Raw genomic sequence first — 18570 nt, forward strand, 5'->3', positions numbered from 1 at the left:
GGCGCATCCGCCCCGCGGCTGACCCGACTGCCGGTCGCGGCCGAGCCCGCCGGGCCGGCGGCCGGTCGCAGCCCGGTCGCGCGGTTCCGGTGGGCGGAACGGGCCGGGTGGTGCGAGGATCGCACCCGTGATGGGGACGCTGAAGACCGAACCCGCCCGTACCCGGCTCGACCTGCTGGCACCGCCGGTCGCCGCCGCGCTCGGGCAGTGGCCCGCCGACGCCCCGGTGGACGTCGAGGACGTGCTGGTCGCGCCGATCGACGCCGACCTCGCCGACACCGCCGCGTTCTGCGCCGCGTACGAGGTGGGGCTGGACGAGTCGGCCAACTGTGTGGTGATCGCCGGCAAGCGCGAGGGTGTGGTCCGCTACGCGGCCTGCGTGGTGCTCGCCACCACCCGGGCCGACGTCAACGGGGTGGCCCGGCGGGCGCTGGACGTCCGCAAGGCGAGCTTCGCCCCGATGGCCGACGCGGTTGAGCTGACCGGCATGGAGTACGGCGGGATCACCCCGATCGGCCTGCCCGAGGAGTGGCCGATCCTGGTCGACGCCCGGGTGATCGCCACCCCGCACGTGATCATCGGGTCCGGCGTGCGGCACAGCAAGATCGCGCTGCCTGGGCCGGCGCTCGGTGCGCTGCCCGGCGCGCGGGTCGTGGCGGACCTGGCCCGGCCGGCCTGAGCGATCACCACCGTCGATACCGTTGCACGTGAAACATCACGTGCGTCGATGCGCCCGACGCTCCACCGGGGACGGCGGCGTCAGTCGGTGCCCGACTCGCGCCGCTGCACCTCGGCCAGGGCGGCCAGCAGGGTCGCCGGCTCCTGGGCGCCGGTCACCGCGTACTTGCCGGCGAGCACGAAGGTGGGCACGCTGGTCACCCCGAGCTGCCGGGCGGCCGCCAGGTCGGCGGTCAGCTCGGCCACCCGCTCGTCCGAGTCGAGGAACCGGCGCGCCTCGGCCGCGTCCAGCCCCACCTCGGCGGCCAGCGCGGCGAGCGCGTCCCGGGAGCCGACGTCCACGCCGTCGGTGAAGTGCGCCCGGTAGAGCGCCTCGACCAGCTCGCCGGCGCGACCCTGGTCGGTGGCCCAGGCGACCAGCCGGTGCGCGTCGAAGGTGTTCGCCGCGACGGCCCGGCCGAAGTCCAGCTTGAGGCCGGTCCCGGCGGCCACCCCGGTCACATGCTCGGCCATCTGCTGGGCCCGGTCCGGCCCGCCGAACTTGGCGCCCAGCGCGTCGAGCAGGGGCTGCGGCTCGGGCACCGGCGACGGGTCGAGCTGGAACGGCCGGTAGCGGACGGTCACCTCGCCGTCGTACGACTCCAGCGCCTGCTCCAGCCGGCGCTTGCCGATGTAGCACCACGGGCAGACCACGTCCGCGTAGATCTCGATCTCCATGGTCGGGACAACCTCCAGGTCAGCTGGTCTGTTCCCGCACCTGGCGCTTGAGCCGGGCCAGGATGGCCGTGCCGCCGCGCACCCGCAGCGGGCTGATCGCCTGGGCCAGCCCCATCCGCTGGTAGAGGTCGTCCGGCACGGCGAGCACCTCGTCCGGCTTCGCCCCGGCCAGCCCTTCGGCGAGGATGCCGGCGAAGGCCCGGGTGGTCGGGGCCTCCGGCGGGCAGTCGAAGAGCGTTTCCACGGTGCCCTCGGGCGTCACCCGGGCGCGCAGGAAGAACGCGGTCTGGCACTCCGGGACCTGCTCCATGCCCTCCCGGTCGGCGGCGTCGGGCGGCAGCGGCGGGATGACGTCGGCGTACTCCAGCAGCATCTCCAGCACCACGTCCCGGGGCGCGGCGGCGAACTCCTCGACGATCTCGGCCAGCCTGGCCGGCATGGATGACATGCCCCGAGGCTACGCCGTCGTCGGCGTACGCCGCCGCGCCGCCGGGCACCCGCTCAGACGGTCGGCGCCTGCTCGCTGATCTCGCTCAGCGCCGACTGGGGGTCGAGCTGCATGGCCAGGTCACCGAGGGAGACGATGCCGACCAGCTTGCGCTCGCTGTCGCAGACCAGCACCCGGCGGATGCCCCGCTCGCGCATCAGCGCCGCCGCCTCGCCGGCGCTGGAGTTCTGCTCGATCATCACCACCTCCCGGGTGATGATCGAGCCGATGGTGGTGGCGGCCGGGTCGCTGCGCTCGGCCACCGCCCGCACCACGATGTCGCGGTCGGTGAGCATGCCGGCGAGGGTGGCGCCGTCGGTGACCACCACATCGCCGATGTCCGCCTCCTTCATCACCTTGGCGGCCTCGTCCAGGGTGGTCTCCGCCGGCAGGTAAACGACCTGCTTGGTCATCACGTCAGCGACCCGGTAACCGGTCATGAGAGTCCTCCGAAACAACGTCCACCCGATCCAACTGCGGTACCCAGCGACACGTCGGCTACACCCCCGCCGGCTACCGGCTCACCTCGTCGCGCAGCCGGTCCACCACCTCCGCCACCGGCAGTTCGGTGCGCTCGCCGGTGGCCCGGTCGCGCAGCTCGACGTACCCCTCGGCGAGGCGGCGGCCGACCACGACGGCGCGCGGGATGCCGACCAGCTCGGCGTCGGTGAACTTCACCCCGGCCGAGACGTGCGTCCGGTCGTCGACCAGCACCCGCAGGCCCGCCGCGGCGAGCTGCCCGCCGAGCTCCAGCGCCGCCGCCAGCTGCGGCCCCTTCCCGGCCGCCACCAGGTGTACGTCACACGGCGCGACCGCCGCCGGCCAGACGAGTCCCCGCTCGTCGTGGTGCTGTTCGGCGATCGCCGCCACCGCCCGGGACACCCCGATGCCGTAGCAGCCCATGGTGGGCCGGACCGGCTTGCCCTCCGGGCCGAGCACGTCGACCGAGAACGCGTCGGTGTAGCGGCGGCCGAGCTGGAAGATGTGCCCGATCTCGATCCCCCGCCGGATGGTCAGCTCGCCGGTGGCGCAGGCCGGGCAGGGGTCGCCGGGGCGCACCTCGGCCGCCTCGATGGTGCCGTCCGGGGTGAAGTCGCGGCCGCTGACCACGTGCACCGCGTGCCGGCCCGGCTCGTTCGCACCGGTCAGCCAGGCCGAGCCCGGCGCCACCCGCGGGTCGACCAGGTAGCGCACGCCGAGCTTCGCCATGAGCTGCGGGCCGAGGTAGCCGCGGACCAGCTCGGGGTGGGCGTCCCAGCCGTCGAAGACCTCCACGGTGGCCGGGGCCACCGCCGCGTCGAGCCGCTTCAGGTCCACCTCGCGGTCGCCGGGCAGCCCGACCACCAGCAGGTCGGCCTGGTCGGCACCCGGCCGGCGGACGGTCAGCACCACGTTCTTCAGCGTGTCGGCGGCGGTCCAGTCGCCGCGGCCGCCGAGCCGGCGGGCGTTGGCCAGCTCGACCAGGGTGGCGATGGTGGGGGTCTCCGGGGTGTCGTGCACCTCGGCCGGCGGGTGCGCGTCCGGGTCGCCGGCCGGCGCGGCGGGGGTGGTCACCGCCTCGGTGTTCGCGGCGTAGTCGCAGGCCGTGCAGCCGACGAAGGTGTCCTCGCCGACCGGCGCCGCGGCCAGGAACTCCTCCGAGGCGGACCCGCCCATCGCCCCGGACATCGCGTGCACGATGGTGTGCTCCAGCCCCAGCCGGTCGAAGATCCGCCGGTACGCGCCCCGGTGCCGGTCGTACGCGGCCCGCAGGCCCGCCTCGTCCAGGTCGAACGAGTAGGCGTCCTTCATCAGGAACTCGCGGCCGCGCAGCAGGCCGGCCCGCGGCCGGGCCTCGTCGCGGAACTTGGTCTGGATCTGGAAGATCGTTACCGGGAAGTCCCGGTACGAGGAGAAGAGATCCTGCACCAGCAGCGCGGCCAACTCCTCGTGGGTGGGTGCGAGCAGGTGGTCGGCGCCCTTGCGGTCGGCGAGGGTGAAGATGTCGTCGCCGTACTCCGTCCACCGGCCGCTGGTCCGGTACGGCTCCGCCGGCAGCAGCGCCGGGAAGTGCACCTCCTGGTCGCCGATCGCGGCCATCTCCTGACGGACGATCTCGGTGACCCGGTCCAGCACCAGCTTGCCTAGCGGCAGCCAGGTGTAGCCGCCCGGCGCGGCCCGACGGATGTAGCCGGCGCGCACCAGGAGCCGATGGCTCGGCACCTCCGCGTCCGCCGGGTCCTCGCGCAGGGTCCGGAGCAGCAGGGTCGACATACGGAGCAGCATTGCCGCAGCGTACGGCCGACCCGGCAGGACGGGCGACCCGAATGCGGTGCGGCGGGCGAGAGTTCGATCAGCCGGGTGGACAACCCCGTGATCGGTGGGGTGACACAGCGGGCGTGGGCGCTAGCCCTGCCGCCTCGTGTTTGCCCAGTCGACCGCGGGGTCACCAGCCATCGCCTCGGGTTGCGCGGATCGGGTCGGCGTTGACCAGCGCTGCTGTGATGTCGGCGAGCCGTCGCGCCGCGGTGGGGTCGAGGGTCTTCAGGCCCAGCGACAGGGGCTTGCCGCGGTCGACTGCGGTCAACGGAGCTGGGGGTGGCGCGTCGATGAAGTCGTGGACGGGCGCGACGGCTTTCTCCACAGGCCGGGCAGCGGCCCGGCCGATCGTCTTGATGAGCGCTCGCGTCAGCGGGTTGATCTGCTCCATCGCGGAGTAACCACTCCTGGTGAATCCCGGGTGGCAGAGGACGTAGGGAACCTGGTGACCGAACTGCGCCGCCATCGCGACACCGAGCAGGTCGTTCGCGCGACCGGCCTGGAGTTGCGCGGTGATCGTGCGGTAGCGGTCGCGCAGTTGGAGATCGTTCCAGTGGATCTGCCCGGAGGTGAGACCGACGGCGGCGATGTTGATGATCACCGAGCGACGCAGGCCGGCCGCCAGCGTGGGCATCAGCCCGTGGCCAAGAAGATAGCGGCTGAGATAGTAGAGCGCGAAAGTCGACTCCAGACCGTCGCTGGTTTCGACCCGCTTCGGGAATTGCCGGTTGGCCGCCAACACCAGGGCGCCGATGGCGTCGTATTCGGCCGTGACGTGCTCTATCACCTTGTTGTTTCCGCGATCGTGCTGAGGTCGGCAGCCAGGAACCCGACACGTTCGCCCAGGCCAGCCTCCTCCGCCGCGGCGAGCAACCGGTCGCCCTTGGCGGGGTTGCTGCCCACCGCGAGGACGCGGTCCCCCCGCTCGGCCCGGCCCAGGACGACCGCTCGGCCCATGCCATCGGTTCCGCCGGTGACAACGACGCTCCTTGCTCCTCGTACGGCGTCGACGTCGTTGTCCCGTTGCCGGTCGACCATGAGAAACCCCCGGTTACTGTTGGTAATTACCCCCATCATCCGTAAGCGGTCAGGATCGCGGAAGAAGGCAGTTCGATGTCAGCACCGCACACTGGTGTGCCTGCCCTGCTCAACACGGCGCTGCCGAGCCCTGTGCCTCGTGACGAGCACGACCAGTGCCCCGTGACCGACGTTCTCCGTCGGGTCGGCGACAAGTGGACGGTGGTGGTGGTGGTGCTGCTCGGGCAACGGCCGCACCGATTCAACGAACTCCATCGCGGTATCGAGGCCATCAGTCAGCGCATGCTCACCCGCACGCTGCGCGGACTGGAACAAGACGGGTTGGTGCACCGAGAGGTCTTCCCCACCAACCCGCCCAGTGTGGAATACCGCCTCACGCCACTCGGTGCCTCACTACTGGAGCCGCTCTCGGCGCTCGCCGAGTGGGCCATCACACACCAGCCGACCATCGCCGCCAGCAGGGGCGTCAACATTCGCCAGCCCCGCGACACCTAGCTACCGGTGCCGTCCCACTGCCAAGCCTCCCTACTGCGACTGCGACGAGGTGGGGCTGGGGGTGTCGGCCGGCGCTGACGGCACGAAGGTCAGACTGACCCGCGAAATCGGCTGCCCGGGCGGCAACCCGGCGACCCCGAGGTGACGTCTGGGAAGTCGTCAACGACTACCCAAGGATCGGCTCGTGTGGACCCTGCGCTGAGTGAGTTCGACTCGTTCGTCCGGACCCGGACCCCCGCCCTGCTGCGGTCGGCGTACCTGCTGACCGGGGACCAGCACCTCGCCGAGGACCTCGTCCAGTCGGCCCTGGCCCGCGCCCACCGGTCCTGGGGCCGGCTGCACGACAGCGGCAACGCCGAGGCGTACACCCGCAAGATCATGTACCACCTGCAGGTGTCCTGGTGGCGACGCCGTCGGGTTCCCGAGTCGATGACGGGCGACCTGCCCGAACCACGCGGAGGCGACTCGGCCACCGACCACGCGAGCCAGACCACGCTGCGGCTCACCCTGCGGGCCGCGCTGGCCAAGCTCTCCGCCAAGCAGCGCGCGGTGCTGGTCCTGCGCTTCTTCGAGGACCGCACCGAGGCCGAGGCCGCCGAGCTGCTCGGCGTCACCGTCGGCACCGTCAAGAGCCAGACCTCCAAGGCGCTGGCGAAGTTGCGCGCCGTCGCACCCGAGCTCGCCGAGCTGTACGTCCTGGAAGGAAGCGCCCGATGAACGACCAGCGTCTTCGGCTCGACCTGGCCGACCTGGCCGAGGAGGTCACTCCGGTCGACCTGCGGGACCGCGCGCTGCGGACGTCCCGCCGGATCGGCATCCAGCGGGCGGTGGCGACGTCCGCCGCGGCGGTGGTGATGCTCGCCGCCGCCACCGGCACCGCCTTCGCGATCCTGCCGAACCGGGGGACCGACCCGCTCCCGGCGACCACCCCGTCGGTCACCGCCAGCCCGTCGCCGTCGGCCTCGCCCACGCCCTCGGCCACCCAGAGCCCGTCCGCGCCGGCCACCGGCGACGCGGGCGCGACGGCCGGCGCCGCGACCTTCGGACGCGTCCTCTACGGCGCTCATCCGGGCACGCTCGGGGAGGACAACAAGGCCGCCGGCCACCTCTACTCCTGGCAACCGGGAGATGGACCGAAGCGCTTGCTCGCCATCGACCCGCTGGTGGCCGTGCTCAACGCGGCGGTGTCACCCAACGGCCGGCGGGTGGCCTGGGTCGAGGACGATGCGCTCTGGGTGTCGGCCGCGGACGGCTCCGGGAAGCGGAAGCTGCGTACCGGCGTCGACGGTCAGTGCTGGGGACCGACCTGGTCCCCGGACTCGCAGCGGCTCACCATCGGCACGATCAGCAGCGACCCGGGTGCCTACCGCACGGGCACGATCGAGGTGTCGTCCGGGCGGTTCACCGAGGTCGGTCCCGCGGACGGCTGTCACCCGGTCTGGTCCGGTGACGGCCGGACGATCGCCTACGCCGAAGGCTCGGGCGGGCGGGTGATCCTCGCGAGCCCGACGGGGAAGGGCAAGCGCGCCATCCCCGGCCTGGGCGGCGACGCGCGCTACTCCTGCTTCGACGTGGCCAGCCTCTCGCCCGACGGTGACCGGATCGCGCTGTACCGGCGCGGTCCCGACATGGAATCGGGCGACGTGGCCCGGGAACTCGACGCCAACGTCGTGCTCGACACCCGTACCGGCAAGGCGGTCAGCCTGCCGCTGGGCGGCCGGGAGCTGCGGCAGGTCTATTTCCAGTCCGACGGCTCGATGGTGGTCCGGGTGCGCGGCGGCGAGCGGTACACCCTGATCCTCGTCGACGAGAACGGGAAGAAGGTCACCGAGCAGGCGGAGCCGTCCAGCCTCAAGGGCATGCAGATCATCGGCGTGGCCGACTAGGCGAGAAACCGGGTCGGCGATGTGGGGGTGTCCGGCGGGTACGGATACCACCACATCGCCGATCCGCCACATCGCCGGCCCAAGGCGTCGCCGTCAGGCGTGCGGGCCGACGCTGACCGGGCCGATGGTCAGCGTCGGCCTGCCCTCCAGGATCTCGCCGACCCGCTCGACCTGCGCCTCCAGTGCCCGCCGGGTGGCGGCGCGCAGCGGCGTCAACGGCTCCACCGTGACGTGGACGGTGCGGCCGGAACGGCGCTGGTGCCACACCCCGGCGACCGCCCCGTCCACCAGCAGCACCGGATAGTTGCCGGCCTGGCCGCCGGCCAGCGCCCGCTGCGCCGCGCCCCCCGGGAACAGCAGCTCCCGGGGATGGCAGCCGACCTGGTACACGTCGAAGTACGGCAGCAGCCGCACCCCGCTCGGGCCGTCCGGCGGGAAGTCGGTGTCGCCGGCCGTCACCCAGGCCGGGGTGCCCTCGACGGTGACCTCGTCCAGGTCCAGCGAGGCGAACAGCTCGGCCGCCCACCGCCGGGGCACCGACAGCCACTGCGCGAAGTGCGCCGAGGTGGCCGGCCCGTACGCGTACAGGTAGTGGCGCACCAGTTCGGCGAGCGCGGCCGGGCCGGCCATCGGGGTGAACCCGGGCAGCCAGCGCGCCGGGCTGGTGTAGGTGCTGGTGCGGCCCCGGTTCGGGCCGAAGCACATCGCCCCGCGCCGGGTGGCGGCCTCCATCGCGGCGATCCACCGCGGCCACTTGTCTCCGAACGCGTCCATCACCCGGTCGCCGGCCCACGGGCCGGTGCGGGCCACCACCTCCTCGGTCAACTCGGCGGTGGTCAGTTCGGCGTCGCGCAGCGCGTCCGCGATGGCCGCCACCACCTGCTCGGTCTGCTCCGGGCTGAGCAGGGTGCGGGCCTGCTCGTGCGGCGGCGCCGGGATCGCGGCCAGCGCCCCGGTCCACATCGGCAGGTCAGCGGCGGCGAGCAGGTGCACGGTGCCGCGCGGCCCGCGCGTCTTGACCAGCGTGCGGTCCGTCCACAGGGCCTGCCGCACGGTGGTACGGGTGGCACCGGCGACCCGCAGCCCGATCGACAGCTCGGCGGCCGAGGCGACCTGGGCGTGCGCGCCGCAGATCGCGGAGACCACGCCGGCCACCACACCCGCCGAACCGGCCCCGGCCGCCGAACCGGTCCCGCCTACCGTGTCGGTCCCGCCTACCGTGTCGGCCGCGCCCGCCTGACCGGCCGCGACTGCCTGACCGGCCGCGCCCGAGGGACCGGCGCCGCCCGATGGGCCGGCCGGGGTGGCGAGGGCGTGCCGGTGGAGCCGGCGGGCGCAGACCTGCGACCAGGTCAGCGTGGTCATCGCAGCTTCCCGAAGAAGGTCCGGATGTCGGCCGCGTGCGCCTGCGGCACCTCCATCGCCACGAAGTGGCCGCCGGGGTTCCCCTCCGGCCAGTGGATGATCGTGTTGTGCCGCTCGGCGAGGCGGCGGATGAGCGCCGGCCCGCCCCCGTAGACGCCGCTGGGCACCCGGGCCTGCCCCTTGGGCCAGGCGAACGAGGTGTTGTCGTACATGAACCAGGACGAGGTGCCGGCGGTGCCGGTCAGCCACCACAGCGTCGCGTTGGCCAGGATCTGGTCGCGGGCGATGGCCTGCTCGGGGGTGTCCGCCGTGACGGTGAACTCCTTGAACTTCTGCACCAGCCAGGCCAGCAGCCCGACCGGGGAGTCCTGCCAGGCGTACGCGAAGGTCTGCGGCGCGGCCCGCAGCAGCGCGTGGTGGTCGACGCCGCCGCTCATCCACTGCTGCATCTCGGCCCAGAGGGCGCGCTCGCTGTCGCTCATCCCGGGCACGTCGGCCTCGGTGGGGAAGCCGAACCCGCCGTCGATGTGGACGCCGACCACGTGCTCAGGATCCACCACCGCCACCTCCGGCGCCACGTACGCGCCCAGGTCACCGCCCTGGGTGCCGTACCGGTGGTAGCCGAGGCGGCGCATCAGCTCGGCCCACATCCAGGCGACCCGGTCGACGGTGAACCCGGTCTCCGGCGGTGCCTGGGAGAAGCCGAAGCCGGGCACCGAGGGCACCACCACGTGGAAGGCGTCCGCCGGGTCGGCCCCGTACGCCCGCGGGTCGGTCAGCGGCCCGATCAGCTCGGTGAACTCGACGAAAGAGTTCGGCCAGCCGTGGGTGAGGATCAGCGGCAGCGCGTCCGGCTCGGGCGAGCGGACGTGCAGGAAGTGCACGTCGAGCCCGTCGATCTCGGTGACGAACTGGGGAAACTCGTTCAGCCGTGCCTCCTGCGCCCGCCAGTCGTACCCGGTCGCCCAGTGCTCGGCCAGGTCGCGCAGGTAGTCCAGCGGCACCCCGCGGCTCCAGCCGTCGCCGGGCAGCTGCCGGGGCCACCGGGTGCGGGCGAGCCGGTCGCGCAGGTCGTCGAGGTCAGCTTGCGGGATGTCGATCCGGAAGGGCGTCATGCCGACCACGCTAGGCGCCATGTAGGTCAGGTTCTGGCACACATCGTCGTTAGTCTGGCGACCATGTCCGACACCCCGGCCCGCCTGCTGGCCCTGCTGTCGCTGCTCCAGACCCCCCGCGAGTGGCCCGGCAGCGAGCTGGCCGCGCGGCTCGACGTCAGCCTGCGCACCATCCGCCGCGACGTGGACCGGCTGCGTGAGCTGGGCTACCCGGTGCAGGCCACGATGGGCGCGATCGGCGGCTACCGGCTGGTCGCCGGCAAGGCCCTGCCGCCGCTGCTGCTCGACGACGAGGAGGCGGTGGCCATCGCGGTGGGCCTGCGTACCGCCGCCGGGCACGCGGTCACCGGCATCGAGGAGGCATCCGTACGCGCGCTCGCCAAGCTGGAGCAGGTGTTGCCGACCCGGCTGCGGCACCGGGTCGGGGCGCTCGGCGCGGCCACCGAACCGCTGCTGACCTGGAGCCGGCCGACGGTGGACCCGGAGCAGCTGACCGGGCTGGCCGCCGCCATCGCCAACCGCGAGCGGCTGCGGTTCAGCTACCGCCGGCACGACGGCGTGAGCGGTGAACGCCGGGTGGAGCCGCACCGGCTGGTGTCGGCCGGGCGCCGGTGGTACCTGGTCGGCTACGACAACGACCGGGACGACTGGCGGATGTTCCGGGTGGACCGGATCAGCGAGCCGGTCTCGATCGGGGTGCGTACCGCCGCGCGGGAGTTGCCGGCCGCCGACGCCGCCGCGTACGTCACCGACAAGCTGACCGAGCTGACCCCGGTGTACCGGGCGGTGGCGACCCTGCACGCACCCGTCGAGGCGGTCGCCGGCCGGGTCGGCGACTCGCCGGCGGACCTGGTGCCGATCGACGCGCGGAGCTGCCGGCTGACCAGCCACAGCGACACCCTGGACTGGCTGGCCTGGCGGCTGCTGACGCTGGGCTGCGAGTTCGAGGTGCACGAACCGCCGGAGCTGGTCGCGTACCTGCGCGAGATCGGCGGCCGGGCCACCCGGGCGGCGGGCTGATCGCCCCCCCGCCGGCGAGGTGGGGGTGTCGGCGGCGCGGCGCTGCCGCCACCTCGCCGATCAGGGCGTACGCCTCAGCGCCGCCGGGCGAAGTCGACGAACGCCCGCCAGTTGTGCGGGCCGACGGTGAGCACGGGGCCGGACGGGTCCTTGCTGTCCCGCACCAGGACGACGCCCGGCAGGTTGTCGGCCACCTCGACGCACTCACCCTGCGTGCCGCTGCGGGTGGACTTGCGCCAGGTCGCGCCGATCAACTCCACGACGCCATCACTTCCTTCATCAGCTCGATCGACTGCCGGCGTGACAATGCCTCACTGCGGACGCTCTCCCACCTCGACAACAGAGTAGACAGATCCTCATCTCTGTCGACCACCACGCCGCCGAGCTGTGTCCCCAAGTGACCAACCCATCCGCCGTCGTCACCTCTGGCCAGGACGAATGGCCCGTCCAGCCCGACATGAACGCTGACCTCGGCGGGTATCACATGGACGCTGATGTGCGGAGCCTCCGCGCATTCGATGAGGTGATCGATCTGCTGGACCATCAACCCACGAAAGCCCTCGTCGGCACGGCGGAGAACTGCTTCTTCGATGACCGCTACGAACTTGGGTGGGTCCGGTCGGAGAAAGACCGACTTCCGATCCATGCGGACGGCCAGCCGCCGCTCCACCTCGTCATCGCTGATCGCGTCGTCGCAGCGGATCAGGGCGCGGGCATAGTTCTCGGTCTGAAGCAGCCCGGGAATCAAGCTCGGCTGGTAGTACCGGAGCTGCTGCGCGCGTCGCTCCGCCTCAAGCGAGGGGCGGAACCAGCTCGGCTGGCCGTCGCGCTCGGCCAGCTTGAGCAGGGACGTCAGCAGGCCGCCGGTGGCCAGCACCTCGTCGGCGCGCCTGAGGAAGAACCGGTCGAGGGGGCGTTGCCCGAGCTCGACGGCGGACACCTGCGAGCCCGAGAAGTGGACGAGCTTCCCGAACTCCTCCTGGCTCAGCTCGGCCTTCAACCGCAGTCGCCGCAGTTGGGCGCGGATCAGGTCGGTGGTCGGTTCGGATTCCACAGTTCCTCCACAGATCCGCCGGCTCCTGCCCGGGGGGTCACGCAATGACGACGGGTCGCTTCGTCCTCGCCTCGCCCGCCGTCGATGCCTTCCGACAGTAGTCACCTCCACAGCAGAGTGTCATCAGCGGTCGCGCTCGCCAACGGTGGCGGGCGGGCCGCGCCGGGGCCGCTCCGGTTCCCCCGTGCCGGGCGGCCCCGGCCCCGGCATCCCGAGGAGGTCGACATGGACGACCAGAGCCGCCGCTACCGACGGCGTCCGGTGTTGGTCGGCCCGCTGCCCGTGCCCCGCCTCGGCCCGTACGCCGACCGGCCCCGGGCCTATCCGGCGGACCGGGTGCCGCACCTGCCGCTGCGTCCCATGTGGCTGTGCCGGGCCTGTGGCCGGCCCTGGCCCTGCGCGGAGGCGCGACTGCTGCTCCGGGTCGAGTACGACGGCCGCCCCGTCGACCTGGCCGTCTACCTCTCTGGGCTCTACCACGAGGCGACCCACGACCTGTTCTGGCTGAACCCGCACGACGGCCCCACCCCGCGCGAACTCTTCGAGCGGTTCGTCGCCTGGGGGCCGTACCGGCGGCCGGCGGTCGAGCCGGCGGCCGGCGAGCGGTGAGCAGTCACGACGCTCGCCAGCGCGCCGATGGTTGCCGCCCGGGACGGGGAAGAACTGTCGGATAACAACAGTGATCGGCGGCAACTGAGGTCCGGAAGGGACGCGTCTTGGGTGGCGTCACAACGTGATCCACTCCCGAGAGGCCACCCCCATGGACAGCATCCTCACCCCCGTACCGTCTTCACCTCGGCGCTGCGGCGGGCCCTGCGGCCGCGCGTGCTGATGAGTGCCGCGGCGCTGGTGCTGCTCCCCGTCGCTGCCGCCGGCTGCGGCGCGCCGGCCCCGACCACCGCCGCCAACCCCCCGGCGGACACCGCCACCACCGAGGCGGCCGCGGTGAGCGTCGCCGCCACCGACCAGGGCGGCGCGGGCGGCTCCGCGACGGCCCACCCCCGCCCGTCGGCTCCCTCGGGTGGCGCCAGCCAGCTGAGCTGGCCGCAGCTCACCTGGCACTCCGCGCAGGCTTACGGCACGGACGACGCCCCGGCCCGGATCTGGCGCAGCACCCCGGACGGGCGTTGGGAGCTGGTCCGCGAGGGACGCCCCGGTGACCGGGTGGCGGCCGGCGAGGTGGTCGCCTCCCCGGACGGCCGGCGGGCGGCCTGGCGGTCGACGAACCCGCACCGCCTGACGATCAGTGCTTTCGAGGGCGGGTCGGCGGTGTCGGTGCCGATCGCGGGCACCCTGAGCTGCACGCCGCGCTGGATCGACAACCTCACGGTGGTGTACACCGAGGGCAGCGAGCGCGACTGGACGGTGGTCGGGGTCCGGGTCGACGGCAAGGGTCGCCACGTCATCGCCACCCACCAGCGCAGCTGCCCGGTCGTCGCGAACGGCATGATCGGCTTCGTCGAGGACCGGTCGTTGCGCCTCGGTGACTCCAGCGGGGCCTTCCGCACCGTCCAGCCCCGCATCCCCGGCGACCTGAAGATCCACAGCCTGGCCGGCTTCTCGCTGGACGGCCGGCACGTCGTGGTCAGCACCCACGTGCCGAGCCCGGGCGAGTGCGGCTGCACCTGGCGGATCCGCAACTACCGGGTGGACGTCGCCACCGGCGCCGCCACCGAGCTGACTCCGCTCGACCCGGCGTGGACCAAGGCCACCGGCCACGGCGCCATCAAGCAGGTCCGCTTCCTGCCTGGCGGCACGCTGGTCGCCCAGGTCGACACCGGCACCTACGGCGACGACGCGCCCGCCTACCGGCTGGTCCGGTACGCCGTGGACGGCCGGGTGCTGGGGAGCCTGAAGGTGCCGGCCGGCACCCCGCGGGGCTACCTGCTCTGACCCACGGCACGAACGGGAACGGCGGGCCACACCGACGGGGGGTGGCCCGCCGTTCGCCGTACGGCGTGGGGGTCGCCACACCGACCCGGTGGCCGGGCCACCACGGCGACCGGCCGGTGGAAGACTGACCGACCGACGCGGATCGGACCGGAGGCCGGAGTGGCAGACGTGCGCTGGCGCAGTTACGTGGCGGTGGGGGACAGCTTCACCGAGGGGATGGACGACCCGTACCCGGACGGCACCTACCGGGGCTGGGCCGACCTGGTCGCCACCCGGCTCGCCGCCGAGGCCGGCCCCGACTTCCGGTACGCGAACCTGGCCATCCGGGGCCGGCTCTTCCCGGACGTGGTGGCCAACCAGGTGCCCGAGGCGGTCGCCATGAAGCCCGATCTGATCAGCTTCGCGGCCGGCGGGAACGATGTCCTCCGCCGCACCTTCGACCCGGACGCCCTGGTCGCCCGCTTCGACGACGTGGTGCGGGAACTGCGCTCCGGCGGCGCCGACGTGGTCCTCTTCCGGTTCGCCGACGTGATGGCCCGGCTGCCCGGGCAGCGGCTCGTCGCGCCCCGGGTGGAACTGCTCAACCGGGCGGTGGGCGAGACCGCCGAGCGGCACGGCGCGATCCTGGTCGACCTGTACGCCGACGACACCTACCTCAACCCGATGCTGTGGAGCACCGACCGGCTGCACCTCTCTCCGGCCGGGCACCGGCGGGTGGCCGCGCAGGTGTTGGGCGCGCTCGGCGTCGGCTGCGACGACGATTGGCTGCTGGTGCCCGACCGCCCACTGCCGAAGCCGTGGCTGGTCGCCCGCGCGGACGACCTGCGTTGGGTCGGCCAGCACCTGGCCCCCTGGATCAAGCGCCGCCTGACGGGCCGCTCCTCCGGCGACACCGTCACGGCCAAGCGCCCCACGTTGTCCCCGATCACCGACTGACCCACCCCCCCTTCCCCCGCGATCTTGCACTTTCGGCCCTCGTTTCGTTGTCATATGACCCTTCTGCCCGGGCAGAAGGTGCAAGATCGCGGGGGTGGTCCGGGGAGGGCGCGGGTTGTGCAGCGCATCTGCTGCACTCGATCTGGGATGGCCGCTCGGCGGGGCGGGATCCGGCGTACCTTGGGGATCATGTCTGTGCCGAGCGATCCCGATCCCCGACTCCAGTCCTACGCGGACCCGCAGCGGCTGGTCACCACCGGCTGGCTGGCCGAGCACCTGGGCGACGAGGGCCTCGTCGTGGTCGAGTGCGACGAGGACGTGCTGCTCTACGACACCGGCCACCTTCCCGGCGCCTTGAAGATCGACTGGCACCTGGAGCTGAACGACCAGGTGACCCGCGACTACCTCGACGCGAAGAGTTTCGCCGAACTCTGCGCCGCCAAGGGCATCGGCCGGGACGACACGGTCGTCTTCTACGGCGACAACTTCAACTGGTGGGCCGCGTACGCCCTCTGGGTCTTCTCCCTCTTCGGCCACCCGGACGTGCGGCTGCTCGACGGCGGCCGGCAGAAGTGGATCGCCGAGGGGCGGGAGCTGACCCGCGACAAGGTGACCCGGCCGCGCGCCGACTACCCGGTGCCGCAGCGCGACGACGCGCCGATCCGGGCCTACCGCGAGCAGGTGATGGCGCACGTGGCGGCCGGCCGGCCGCTGGTCGACGTCCGCTCGCCCGGCGAGTACACCGGCGAGATGCTGCACATGCCGGACTACCCGCAGGAGGGCGCGCTGCGCGGCGGGCACATCCCGGGCGCCGTCAACAAGCCGTGGAAGTCCGCGGCCAACGACGACGGCACCTTCAAGTCGCCCGACGAGCTGAAGGCCATCTACGCCGACCAGCTCGGGCTGAGCCCGGCCGACGACATCGTGGCGTACTGCCGGATCGGCGAGCGGTCCAGCCACACCTGGTTCGTGTTGCGCCACCTGCTCGGCTACCCGCAGGTGCGCAACTACGACGGCTCGTGGACCGAGTGGGGCAACCTGGTCCGCGCCCCCGTCGTGAAGGGCGACCAGCCCGGCGGGCTGGAGAGCTGAGCGGTCCGCCGGCCCCGCGCACCGGTTCGCGGTCGCGCGGGGTCCGGCCCCTTCCGCGGCGCGACCCCGGGGCGGTGCGACGGGGCTCAGCCGGCGGCGAGGGAGACCTCGCCGTACAGGTCGCGGACCACCCCGGTGATCTCCCCGGTCTCCGGCTGCCAGCGCAGCAGCCCGCCCGGATCGTGGCGGAGCAGCACCGCGCCGTCGGCGTCCCAGCCGAGCACCTCGCAGCAGCCCTTCCAGCGGTCCCGGCCCAGGTCGAGCAGGCGGGTCACCACGCCGGTGCGGGCGTTCAGCACCGCCACCCCCTCGACCCCCTGGAACTGGCCGGTGGTGAGCCAGCCGGCCCGGGCCACCAGGTCGCCGTGCCGCCAGCCGCGCCCGTAGAACTCGTCGACCCGGTTGCCGCTGGGCAGCGCGCGCAGGTCGAGCGGGGTGTCGCCGCGCATCGTCTCGTCGCCGCTCCACTGCCGCAGCCGCAGGCTCTCCAGGGCGCCACCCACCTCCAGCAGGCCGTCCGTCGGTTGCGCCGGGTCGGGGGTGACCAGATCCCAGGGGTACGCCTTCAGCCGCCGGGCGGCCCCGCTGCTCCGGTCCACCTCGTACGTGGCGGCCTCGTCGCCGACCAGGAGCCGGTCGCCGGCCCAGAGGACGTGCTCCAGGTAGCCCTTGAGCGGGTAGCGGCTGACCGTCGCGGTGGTCAGGTCGACCACGGCGACCAGGTCGGTCTGGGCGAAGGCGGCCAGCCGCCCGTCCGGGGAGAGGCTGCCGGTCTTCAGCGGCACCGCGTGGTTGCCCTCGGCGTCTCGGGTGCGGGCCGGGGTGAACACGTCGAGGTCGCGCACGATGCCGTCGTCGCCGAGCACCCGGATCCGCCCCTCGACGCCGGTCGCCGGGTCGACCGGCTGGTAGAGGGCCAGCGCCTGGCGGACCGGGCGGGCGGAGAGCGGTGCGGCCACCGGGTCGCCGAGGCGGCCGAGCGGGTCACCGGGATAGCTCAGCCGCTCCGGCGGCCGCTGCACCGGCGACGCGCTCGGCACCGGGCGTACGGTCGGCGTGGCGGGCGTGATCGGCGCCGGCCCGTCGGCGGGGCGCAGGGCCAGCGCCGTACCGCCGGAGAGCAGGACCACCGCCACCGCGGCGGCCCCGGCGGCCCGGCGGTGGCGCCGGACGCGGCGGGCCCGCTCCCAGCCGGCGGACGCGGGATGCGCCGGTTGGACGTCCTCGGTGGCCACGGTCAGCAGCCGGGTCAGCTCCTCTTCCCTCACGGGTTCACCTCCATCCCGCTGGGCAGGCCGTCCTCGCGGCCCAGCTCGGGCGCCACCTCACGGAGCCGGCGCAGGGCCGCGTGGCACTGGCTCTTCACCGTGCCGACGGTGACTCCGAGCGCCTCGGCGGTGGCCGTCTCGGTCAGGTCCTCGAAGTAGCGCAGCACCAGCACCGCGCGCTGCCGGGGCGGCAGTTGACCGAGGGCGGCGTGCAGGGCGAGCCGCAGCTCCCCGTCCCGGTCCCGGGCCGCCCGCTCCGGCGGGTACGCCGCCAGCCACTCCCGCCGGCGCCGCCGCCACCAGGAGACCGCGTCCCGGTAGAGGATCGCCCGCACGTACGCGGCCGGGTCGCCGTCGCGCACCGCCGGCCAGCGCAGCGCGAGCTTGAGCAGCGCGTCCTGGAGCAGGTCCTCGGCCTGGTGCCGGTTGCCGCAGATCAGGTACGCGGCGCGCAGCAGCCGGTGCTGGTGCGCCTCGACGAAGCGGACGTAGCCGTCCCGTCCGTCGTCGGTCGTCGCCGGTGCCATCCACCCTCCCTCCGGCCGGCCGCCGCGTTCGGCGTCACCAGCCAGACGCACCGGAACCCGGAAAAGGTTGGGCGGTCAGGCGCCGGGGGTGCCCAGCAGGTAGCGCTGGACGGTCGGCGCGACCCAGGCGACCAGGTCGGCCCGGTCCATCTCGACCATGGGCGGCAGCCGCAGCACGTAGCGGGTGAGCGCCAGCCCGAGCATCTGGCTGGCGAACAGCCCGGCCCGCCGGGGCAGGTCCGCGGGTGCGGCCTGGGCCACCGCCGGAGCGACCTGCTCGGCGAAGATGGCCCGGATCCGTTCGGCCGCGCCCGGGTTGGTGGCCGCCGTACGCAGCAGCGCGGCCATCGTCTCGTCGCTCTCCCAGCGGTCGAGGAAGTGCCGGACCAGCACCTCGCCGAGCTGGTTGGGCGGTACGTCGGCCAGGTCGGGCAGCCGCAGGTCGAACTCGGCGGCGGCGGCGAACAGCCCCTCCTTGCTGCCGTAGTAGCGCATCACCATCGACGGGTCGATCCGCGCGTCGGCAGCGATGGCCCGGATGGTGGCCCGGTCGTAGCCCTCCGCGGCGAAGCGCTCCCGGGCGGCACGGAGGATCGCGGCCCTCGTGGCGTCGGAGCGGCGGGGACGGGTCGCGGTCGGCTCGGTCATGCCTACGACCGTATGCCAACAACTGTTGACACTCCAGCGGGGACGGGTCTAGC

Annotated in this window: 22 protein-coding genes; 9 read left to right on the forward strand and 13 right to left on the reverse strand. The window is 73.3% G+C overall.

What is annotated here, in order from left to right; translation table 11 throughout:
* The first annotated feature begins 130 nt into the window (after positions 1 to 130).
* Positions 131 to 679 carry a YbaK/EbsC family protein gene (locus tag GA0070609_RS28935; RefSeq protein ID WP_088996717.1) on the forward strand — a complete coding sequence of 183 codons (549 nt, stop codon included), beginning with the start codon at positions 131 to 133 and terminating at the stop codon, positions 677 to 679.
* 80 nt (positions 680 to 759) lie between these two features.
* On the opposite strand, the gene GA0070609_RS28940 is transcribed toward GA0070609_RS28935, so the two are convergent.
* The 6 genes from GA0070609_RS28940 to GA0070609_RS33975 form a co-directional block, all read right to left on the reverse strand.
* Entirely contained in the window at positions 760 to 1395 is a 636-nt protein-coding gene (locus GA0070609_RS28940) for a DsbA family oxidoreductase (protein WP_088996718.1), read from the reverse strand.
* Positions 1396 to 1414: 19 nt separating this feature from the next.
* Positions 1415 to 1843, reverse strand: a complete 429-nt coding sequence (locus GA0070609_RS28945; RefSeq protein WP_088996719.1) for a SufE family protein — start codon at positions 1841 to 1843, stop codon at positions 1415 to 1417.
* Positions 1844 to 1896: 53 nt separating this feature from the next.
* Positions 1897 to 2322 (reverse strand): CBS domain-containing protein, encoded by a 426-nt coding sequence (locus GA0070609_RS28950; protein ID WP_088996720.1) that lies wholly within the window; start codon positions 2320 to 2322, stop codon positions 1897 to 1899.
* A gap of 73 nt (positions 2323 to 2395) precedes the next feature.
* Positions 2396 to 4147 carry a proline--tRNA ligase gene (locus GA0070609_RS28955; RefSeq protein ID WP_088996721.1) on the reverse strand — a complete coding sequence of 584 codons (1752 nt, stop codon included), beginning with the start codon at positions 4145 to 4147 and terminating at the stop codon, positions 2396 to 2398.
* A gap of 160 nt (positions 4148 to 4307) precedes the next feature.
* Positions 4308 to 4967 (reverse strand): Rossmann-fold NAD(P)-binding domain-containing protein, encoded by a 660-nt coding sequence (locus GA0070609_RS28960; protein WP_197700195.1) that lies wholly within the window; start codon positions 4965 to 4967, stop codon positions 4308 to 4310.
* Complete coding sequence (locus GA0070609_RS33975; RefSeq protein WP_197700196.1) at positions 4964 to 5218, reverse strand: SDR family NAD(P)-dependent oxidoreductase; 255 nt, start codon at positions 5216 to 5218, stop codon at positions 4964 to 4966. Before GA0070609_RS33975 ends, GA0070609_RS28960 begins: the two co-directional genes overlap by 4 nt.
* A gap of 162 nt (positions 5219 to 5380) precedes the next feature.
* Between GA0070609_RS33975 and GA0070609_RS28965 the strand changes: the two genes are divergently transcribed.
* The 3 genes from GA0070609_RS28965 to GA0070609_RS28975 all read left to right on the forward strand — a co-directional run bounded on the left by GA0070609_RS28965 (position 5381) and on the right by GA0070609_RS28975 (position 7599).
* On the forward strand, positions 5381 to 5713 hold the full coding sequence (locus GA0070609_RS28965; protein WP_231928449.1) for a winged helix-turn-helix transcriptional regulator: 333 nt from the start codon (positions 5381 to 5383) through the stop codon (positions 5711 to 5713).
* A 186-nt stretch (positions 5714 to 5899) separates the two neighbouring features.
* Complete coding sequence (locus GA0070609_RS28970; protein ID WP_088996723.1) at positions 5900 to 6430, forward strand: SigE family RNA polymerase sigma factor; 531 nt, start codon at positions 5900 to 5902, stop codon at positions 6428 to 6430.
* Positions 6427 to 7599, forward strand: coding sequence for a TolB-like translocation protein (locus GA0070609_RS28975; protein WP_088996724.1), 1173 nt, complete (start codon positions 6427 to 6429; stop codon positions 7597 to 7599). Before GA0070609_RS28970 ends, GA0070609_RS28975 begins: the two co-directional genes overlap by 4 nt.
* Positions 7600 to 7692: 93 nt before the next feature.
* Here GA0070609_RS28975 and GA0070609_RS28980 read toward each other — a convergent pair whose 3' ends face one another.
* Positions 7693 to 8964 (reverse strand): winged helix DNA-binding domain-containing protein, encoded by a 1272-nt coding sequence (locus tag GA0070609_RS28980; RefSeq protein ID WP_157748322.1) that lies wholly within the window; start codon positions 8962 to 8964, stop codon positions 7693 to 7695.
* The gene (locus GA0070609_RS28985) at positions 8961 to 10079 is read right to left on the reverse strand and encodes an epoxide hydrolase family protein (protein WP_088998028.1); all 1119 of its coding nucleotides are present in this window, start codon (positions 10077 to 10079) and stop codon (positions 8961 to 8963) included. Before GA0070609_RS28985 ends, GA0070609_RS28980 begins: the two co-directional genes overlap by 4 nt.
* Before the next feature lie 63 nt (positions 10080 to 10142).
* Here GA0070609_RS28985 and GA0070609_RS28990 point away from each other — a divergent pair, with 63 nt between their 5' ends.
* Positions 10143 to 11099: a helix-turn-helix transcriptional regulator gene (locus GA0070609_RS28990; RefSeq protein WP_088996725.1), complete on the forward strand. Its 957-nt coding sequence runs from the start codon at positions 10143 to 10145 to the stop codon at positions 11097 to 11099.
* Between the two features lie 74 nt (positions 11100 to 11173).
* Here the strand turns inward: GA0070609_RS28990 and GA0070609_RS28995 are convergent, their stop codons facing one another.
* Complete coding sequence (locus GA0070609_RS28995; protein ID WP_088996726.1) at positions 11174 to 11359, reverse strand: DUF397 domain-containing protein; 186 nt, start codon at positions 11357 to 11359, stop codon at positions 11174 to 11176.
* On the reverse strand, positions 11350 to 12153 hold the full coding sequence (locus tag GA0070609_RS29000; RefSeq protein WP_088996727.1) for a helix-turn-helix domain-containing protein: 804 nt from the start codon (positions 12151 to 12153) through the stop codon (positions 11350 to 11352). The genes GA0070609_RS28995 and GA0070609_RS29000 overlap by 10 nt, the downstream gene beginning before the upstream one ends.
* Before the next feature lie 225 nt (positions 12154 to 12378).
* Here GA0070609_RS29000 and GA0070609_RS29005 point away from each other — a divergent pair, with 225 nt between their 5' ends.
* The 4 genes from GA0070609_RS29005 (at position 12379) to GA0070609_RS29020 (ending at position 16074) form a co-directional block, all read left to right on the forward strand.
* Positions 12379 to 12762: a hypothetical protein gene (locus GA0070609_RS29005; RefSeq protein ID WP_088996728.1), complete on the forward strand. Its 384-nt coding sequence runs from the start codon at positions 12379 to 12381 to the stop codon at positions 12760 to 12762.
* A gap of 222 nt (positions 12763 to 12984) precedes the next feature.
* Complete coding sequence (locus GA0070609_RS29010) at positions 12985 to 14046, forward strand: hypothetical protein (RefSeq protein WP_157748323.1); 1062 nt, start codon at positions 12985 to 12987, stop codon at positions 14044 to 14046.
* Between the two features lie 168 nt (positions 14047 to 14214).
* On the forward strand, positions 14215 to 14982 hold the full coding sequence (locus tag GA0070609_RS29015) for an SGNH/GDSL hydrolase family protein (protein WP_088996730.1): 768 nt from the start codon (positions 14215 to 14217) through the stop codon (positions 14980 to 14982).
* 189 nt (positions 14983 to 15171) lie between these two features.
* Positions 15172 to 16074: a sulfurtransferase gene (locus tag GA0070609_RS29020; RefSeq protein WP_088996731.1), complete on the forward strand. Its 903-nt coding sequence runs from the start codon at positions 15172 to 15174 to the stop codon at positions 16072 to 16074.
* Positions 16075 to 16160: 86 nt separating this feature from the next.
* Here GA0070609_RS29020 and GA0070609_RS29025 read toward each other — a convergent pair whose 3' ends face one another.
* From GA0070609_RS29025 to GA0070609_RS29035, 3 genes are all read right to left on the reverse strand, one after another.
* Positions 16161 to 17342: a hypothetical protein gene (locus GA0070609_RS29025; protein WP_088996732.1), complete on the reverse strand. Its 1182-nt coding sequence runs from the start codon at positions 17340 to 17342 to the stop codon at positions 16161 to 16163.
* Positions 17339 to 17869, reverse strand: coding sequence for a SigE family RNA polymerase sigma factor (locus GA0070609_RS29030; RefSeq protein WP_088996733.1), 531 nt, complete (start codon positions 17867 to 17869; stop codon positions 17339 to 17341). The genes GA0070609_RS29025 and GA0070609_RS29030 overlap by 4 nt, the downstream gene beginning before the upstream one ends.
* Before the next feature lie 75 nt (positions 17870 to 17944).
* The gene (locus tag GA0070609_RS29035) at positions 17945 to 18517 is read right to left on the reverse strand and encodes a TetR/AcrR family transcriptional regulator (RefSeq protein ID WP_088996734.1); all 573 of its coding nucleotides are present in this window, start codon (positions 18515 to 18517) and stop codon (positions 17945 to 17947) included.
* Positions 18518 to 18570 lie beyond the last annotated feature (53 nt).

This window comes from Micromonospora echinaurantiaca (assembly GCF_900090235.1).
Lineage (GTDB): Bacteria > Actinomycetota > Actinomycetes > Mycobacteriales > Micromonosporaceae > Micromonospora > Micromonospora echinaurantiaca.